Origin of the sequence: Saccharothrix sabaoui, assembly GCF_051756985.1 — a bacterium.
In the GTDB taxonomy this organism is placed as follows: Bacteria; Actinomycetota; Actinomycetes; order Mycobacteriales; family Pseudonocardiaceae; genus Actinosynnema.
In genome coordinates, this window is sequence record NZ_JBPKJK010000122.1 from 21,779 (window position 1) to 27,928 (window position 6,150).

The 6,150-nt window shown below is 73.9% G+C and carries 6 protein-coding genes; all 6 read left to right on the forward strand.

The features are described 5' to 3' along the window. The first annotated feature begins 40 nt into the window (after positions 1 to 40). Complete coding sequence (locus tag ACR807_RS29955; protein ID WP_438924800.1) at positions 41 to 1,243, forward strand: acetyl-CoA C-acetyltransferase; 1,203 nt, start codon at positions 41 to 43, stop codon at positions 1,241 to 1,243. Next, positions 1,243 to 2,004 carry an SDR family NAD(P)-dependent oxidoreductase gene (locus ACR807_RS29960; RefSeq protein WP_438924801.1) on the forward strand — a complete coding sequence of 254 codons (762 nt, stop codon included), beginning with the start codon at positions 1,243 to 1,245 and terminating at the stop codon, positions 2,002 to 2,004. The genes ACR807_RS29955 and ACR807_RS29960 overlap by 1 nt, the downstream gene beginning before the upstream one ends. A 72-nt stretch (positions 2,005 to 2,076) precedes the next feature. Next, on the forward strand, positions 2,077 to 3,273 hold the full coding sequence (locus ACR807_RS29965; RefSeq protein ID WP_438924802.1) for a hypothetical protein: 1,197 nt from the start codon (positions 2,077 to 2,079) through the stop codon (positions 3,271 to 3,273). Continuing rightward, a complete protein-coding gene (locus tag ACR807_RS29970) occupies positions 3,270 to 4,730 on the forward strand; it encodes a substrate-binding domain-containing protein (protein ID WP_438924803.1) in 1,461 nt (486 codons plus the stop codon). The genes ACR807_RS29965 and ACR807_RS29970 overlap by 4 nt, the downstream gene beginning before the upstream one ends. Beyond that, positions 4,717 to 5,478 carry a hypothetical protein gene (locus ACR807_RS29975; protein ID WP_438924804.1) on the forward strand — a complete coding sequence of 254 codons (762 nt, stop codon included), beginning with the start codon at positions 4,717 to 4,719 and terminating at the stop codon, positions 5,476 to 5,478. The genes ACR807_RS29970 and ACR807_RS29975 overlap by 14 nt, the downstream gene beginning before the upstream one ends. A 23-nt stretch (positions 5,479 to 5,501) precedes the next feature. Next, positions 5,502 to 6,074: a TetR/AcrR family transcriptional regulator gene (locus ACR807_RS29980; protein WP_438924805.1), complete on the forward strand. Its 573-nt coding sequence runs from the start codon at positions 5,502 to 5,504 to the stop codon at positions 6,072 to 6,074. Positions 6,075 to 6,150 lie beyond the last annotated feature (76 nt).

The window sequence follows — 6,150 nt, forward strand, 5'->3', positions numbered from 1 at the left end:
GTGACTTGCCCCGCTCGTCGAAAAAACTTTAGGAGTTCTCATGCCCGAGGCTGTCGTCGTCGCCACCTCGCGGTCCCCGATCGGTCGCGCCCGCAAGGGTTCGCTGGTCGACCTGCGACCGGACGACCTCGCCGCGCAGATCGTCGGCGCGGCCCTCGCGCAGGTCCCCGAACTGGACCCGCGCGAGATCATCGACCTGCACCTGGGGTGCGCCGAACCGCAGGACGAGCACGGCCAGAACGTCGCGCGCCGGATCGCCGTGCAGCTCGGCCTGGACACCGTGCCCGGCACCACGGTCAACCGGTTCTGCGCCTCCTCCGTGCAGACCGCGCGGATGGCGTTCCACGCCGTCAAGGCCGGCGAGGGGCACGCGTTCGTCAGCGCGGGCGTGGAATGCGTCTCGCGCTACCGCCACGGCGACCCGCACCTCAACCCGCTGTTCGCCGACGCGATGACCCGCACCGAGCGCACCGCCGCGACCAACGAGCCGTGGCACGACCCGCGCGAGGACGGCCTGCTGCCGGACTACTACATCTCCATGGGCCAGACCGCCGAGAACGTCGCCACGCTGCTCGGCATCTCCCGCGCCGAGCAGGACGAGTTCGGCGTGCGCTCGCACAACCTCGCGGAGAAGGCCATCGCGGACGGGTTCTTCGAGCGCGAGATCACCCCGGTGACCCTGCCCGACGGCACGGTCGTGCGCACCGACGACGGCCCGCGCAAGGGCGTCACGGTGGAGTCCGTCGCCGCGCTCAAGCCCTCCTTCCGGCCACGGGGGACGGTCACGCCGGGCAACTGCTGCCCGCTCAACGACGGCGCGGCGGCCGTGGTCGTCATGAGCGACACCAGGGCGCGCGAGCTGGGCCTGACCCCGCTGGCGCGCATCGTGTCCACCGGCGTGTCCGGCCTGTCCCCGGAGGTCATGGGCCTCGGCCCGGTCGACGCCACGAAGCAGGCGCTGGCGCACGCGGGCATGGCCATCGGCGACATCGACCTGGTCGAGATCAACGAGGCGTTCGCCGTGCAGGTGCTGGGCAGCCAGCGGGCGCTGGGCATCGACCTCGACCGGCTCAACGTGCACGGCGGCGCCATCGCGCTCGGCCACCCGTTCGGCTCCACCGGCGCCCGCATCATGACCACCCTGATCAACGGGATGCGCGCCCGCGACGCGCAGTTCGGCCTGGAGACCATGTGCGTCGGCGGCGGTCAGGGCATGGCGATCATCCTGGAAAGGCTTTCCTGATGGGCATCCTCGACAAGTTCCGCCTCGACGACCAGGTCGCGATCGTCACCGGCGCGTCGTCGGGCCTGGGCGTGGCGTTCGCCAAGGGCCTCGCCGAGGCGGGCGCGGACGTGGTGCTCGCCGCGCGGCGCGTGGACCGGCTCAAGGACACCGCGGAGCTGGTCGAGGCGGCCGGCCGGCGCGCGCTGATCGTGCAGGCGGACGTGGCGCAGCCCGACGACTGCCGCGAGGTGGCCCGCGCCGCCGCCGGGTTCGGCCCGGTCACGGTCCTGGTGAACAACGCGGGCGTGGCCTCGGCGGTGCCCGCGTCGCGGGAGACGCCCGAGCAGTTCCTGCGCGTGCTGGACGTCAACCTCAACGGCGCCTACTGGATGGCCCAGGCGGCGGCGGCCGTGATGACCGGCGGCGGGGCGATCGTCAACGTGTCGTCCGTGCTCGGCCTGGTCTCCGGCGGGTTGCCGCAGGCCGCCTACTCGGCGTCCAAGGCGGGCCTGCTCGGCCTGACCCGCGACCTGGCCCAGCAGTGGACCGGCCGCAAGGGCATCCGGGTCAACGCCCTCGCGCCCGGCTACTTCGCCTCCGAGATGACGGACCAGTACCCCGAGGGCTACCTGGAGGCCCGGATGGCGGCCACCCCCGCGGGGCGCACCGGCGACCCGGAGGAACTGGCGGCGGCCGTGGTGTTCCTCGCCTCCCCGGCGGGCGGGTACGTCACCGGGGCCACGCTCGTGGTGGACGGGGGCACGACGATCGCGGGCTGAACCGGTGTAATGACCGGCTGTCACGGGACGATCTGAACCGGTGAGGAGTTCACCTCACCACCGGGGGAGTTCGTGACCGCGAACGGCACCGCCACCGGCGAACCGGGGTTGACCGTCAAGGCCCCGCCGCGCTCGGTCTTCCAGCACAGGCGCTACCTGCTGCCGCTCGCCGTCTCGGCGGTGACGGCCCTCGTCGGCGTGGTCCTCATGATCTCGTCGGGCACGGTCGCGCTGCCGTTCCGGCAGGTCCTCGTGGTCCGGTCGATGATGGCCTCCAAGGTGGTGTTCTTCCAGGACGAGCAGGTGCGCCGCATCCTGCTCAGGCACGGCCTGGAGGTGCACGTCACCGACTCCACGGGGTCGCTGGAGATCATCCGGGACAAGCAGGAGCGGGTCCGGGAGTACGACTTCGTGCTCCCGTCCGGCCAGGCGGCGGGCAAGCTCATCCACGACAAGTGGGGCGGTCGGGTCTACTACCCGTTCGCCAGCCCGCTCGTCCTGGGCGCGTTCGGCGACTACGCCGAGGCGCTGGTGAGGCACGGGGTCGCCACGCGGCAGGACGGCGGGGACGGCCTGTACTACGACCTGCGGCTGACCGAGTTCGTGCGGCTGGCGCTGCCCGGCGACGGCACGGCGCCGACGACGTGGGCCGACCTGGGCGTGCCGAACCGCAACCAGGTCGTCGCCCAGACGCCCAGCCCGTGCGACTCCTACTCGGGCGCGGCGTGGCTCGGGCTGGTCGCGTTCACCGTCAACGGCAGCGTCGCGCTGACCGAGGCCGACGTCCACGCGGTCGCCCAGCGGGTCAAACCGGTGTTCGACGTCGAGGGCATGCACGGCTCCGGCATCGGCACGACGTTCTTCCACCCGGACGGCCGCAGCACCACCCCGGTCGGCGTGATGTACGAGCACCAGTACCTCGCCTACCAGCTCGGCCGCCTCGCGCGGGGGCTGGAGCGGGACCGGGACCGGGTCGTGCTCTACCCGGACGCCAACCACCGCACCGAACCGTGGCTGATCGCGTTCACCCCGGCGGGCGAGCTGATCGGCGACCTGCTGGAGGACGACGCGGGCCTGCGGCAGCGGGCGCTGGAGCTGGGGCTGCGGCCCAGCAGCCGCACGTCCACGGAGCTCGCCGACCTCCTGGCGTCGCGCGGCCTCCCGGTCGGGGCGCTGGTCGACACCGAGGGGTACCTGCCCAAGTCGGCCGAGCTGACCTCGCTGATCAGCGAGGTGGGCCGGTGCCCGCACATCGACGTGCCGATATGAGGGCCGTCCCGCTGCTGGTCGTGCTCGCGCTGCTCGCCGCGTGCACGCCCGCGCCGCCCGCGACCACCACGCTGACCGTGCTCGCGAGCACCGAGCTGGCCGACCTCGCGCCGGTGCTGGACGACCTGCGCCGCGACACCGGCGTGTCGCTCCGGGTCGAGCACCGCGGCACCGTGCGGGCCAGCGAGGACCTCGCGGCGGGGCCCACCGGTCACGACCTGGCGTGGTTGTCGACCGACCGGTACCTGCGGCTGCGGACCCGTGACCTGCCGCTGTCGACCACGACCATGCTCACCCCGCTCGTGCTCGGCGTGAAGCGCGCCAAGGCCGCCGGGCTGCGCGCGGCCGGACCGCCGTCGTGGGCGGACCTCGCCGGGCACGCGGCGGCCGGGCGGCTGCGGTTCGGGATGGCCGACCCGCGCGTGTCCGGCAGCGGCCTGGGCGCGCTGATCGGCGTCGCCACGGCCGCCGCGGGCACCGGTGCGGCGCTGCGGCCCGAGGACGTGGCGTGCGACCGGCTCCAGGGCTTCCTCACCGGCCGGGTGCGCGCCGCGGACGGCGGGGCGGAGGAGTACGCGCGGCACGAGGACCAGGTGGACGCGCTGGTCGCGCAGGAGTCCGAGGTGCTGGCGCTGAACGCCTCCGGGCGGCTGCGCGAACCCCTGGAGGTGGTGTACCCGAGGGACGGCATCGTGCTCTCCGACCACCCGCTGATGCTGCTCGACCCGGGCCGGCGGGCCGCCTACGACCGGGTGGTGGCGTGGCTGCGGGGCGAGGGCGCGCAGCGGGCCGTCATGGAGCGCACCTGGCGGCGGCCGGTCGACCCGGACCTGCCGCGCCCGGCGCCCCTGCGCGAACCCCTCGGCACCTCCCTGTACTTCCCGGCCGCGCAGGAGGTGGTGGACGCGCTGCTCGCCGCGTACGACCGGGCGGGCAGGCCGAGCCGGGTGGTGTTCGTGCTGGACCACTCGACGTCCATGGCGGGCGCGCGGATCGACGGCCTGCGCGCGGCGTTCGCGACGCTGAGCCGGGCGGGCGGGTTCGAGCAGTTCCGGGTCGGCGAGACGGTCGTGGTGGTGCGGTTCGCGGGCTCGGTGCTGGAGGAGCGGGAGGTCACCGTGCGCGGCGCGGGGGACCTGGACGCGCTGGCGACCCTGCTCGACGGGGCGGAGCTGGTCGACGGCACGGCCCTCTGGTCGGCGCTGGACCACGCCTACCGGGTGGTCGGCGAGGGCGGCGTGGTGCTGATGACCGACGGCGAGAACAACGCCGGGATGAGCGCGGACGACCTGTTGGCGGCCTGGCCGTCGCCACCCGCGCGCACCTACGCCGTCCGGTTCGGCGAGGCGGACCCGGCCGAGCTGGACCGCGTCGCGCGGGCGAGCGGCGGCCGGGTGGTGGACGCGACCGACGGGTCGCTGACGGAGGCGGTGAGGGAGGTCCGTGGGTGCCGGTGACCGGGGGCTGTGGTGGGACGTCTGGTGGCCGTGGGTCGTCGTGTGGGGCGTGACGGCGCTGGCGGTGGTGGTCTTCGCGGTCACCGCCGCGCTGGCGTGGCGCGCGCGGCACAAGTACGGCCCCGAGCCGCACCCGCTGGGGGTGCCCGTCTACGTCGACGGGCCGACCGTGCTGAACATCATGTCGGTGCTCGGGCTCAAGCCGGTGCCGGCCGAGGTCACCGCGCGGGCCGTGCTCAACAAGGACGGCAAGATCGAGGTGCCCGGCCTGTCCGTCACGGGCGGCGTGGCCAGGGTGGACGAGGAGACCCGGACCTTCCGGGAGACCTACGAGCCGATCGACCTGGTCGCGCCGCTGGTGAAGGCGCTGTCGGACGGCAACCAGCTGCTGTACGCGGACCTGGCCGGCCGCCACCTGCTGCGCAACGTCGCCGTGGAGCGGCACCTGCGCACGACGCGGCAGAACCCCGCCTCGGTGCCGTTGCAGGGCATCAACGCCTACGTGTCCGTGGTGGGCTGGTTCCGGACGGGCTCCGACGCCGACGGCGTCACGGTGCTGCTGGCGCCCTTCGGCCCGGACGGGGGCGACGCCGGCGGTCAGTGGGTGCGGGTGGACTGCGCGCACGAGTGGCTGCTGGACGGTGCCGTGCCCGAGGGGACGTTCTACGCGTCCTGCCTGGGCCGGGTGCAGTCGTGGAAGGCGGAGGAGGGGCACCTGGTCGTCCGACCCATCGCGATGTTCCAGTGATCGTCGCGTGCGATGCTTCCCCCATGGCATCGGTACCGGAGCGGCTGATCGACGCGGCGACCCGGCTGTTCGCCGCGAAGGGCTTCGACCGGGTCGCGGTGCAGGAGGTCGTGGACCTCGCGGGCGTCACCAAGGGCGCCATGTACCACTACTTCGGGTCCAAGGACGACCTGCTGCACGAGATCTACGGCAGCCTGCTGCGGATGCAGACCGAGCGGCTCACGCTGATCGCGGACGGGTCCGGGCCGGTGGCCGAGCGGCTGCACGCCGCCGCCGTGGACGTCGTGGTGACCTCGGTGGACAACTTCGACCAGGCCCGCGTGTACTTCCGCTCGGCCGACCACCTGGCCGAGGACAAGCGCCGCGAGGTGCGGGCCGAGCGCCGCCGCTACCACGAGCGGTTCCGGTCGCTGGTCGAGGAGGGGCAGGAGGCCGGGGTGTTCCGCGCCGACGTGCCCGCGGACCTCACCGTCCACTACTTCTTCGGCACCGTCCACCACCTCGGCCAGTGGTACAGCGCGGACGGCCCGCTGTCGGCGGAGCAGGTGGGCCGGCACTTCGCCGACCTGCTCCTCGCGTCGCTGCGCCCCGCCTAGGGAGTCGCTGCGCCCCGGGGTGGGCGGGGTACCGGGCCACGCCGGAGGACGTGGCCCGGTGGTTCCGCCGAGCCCT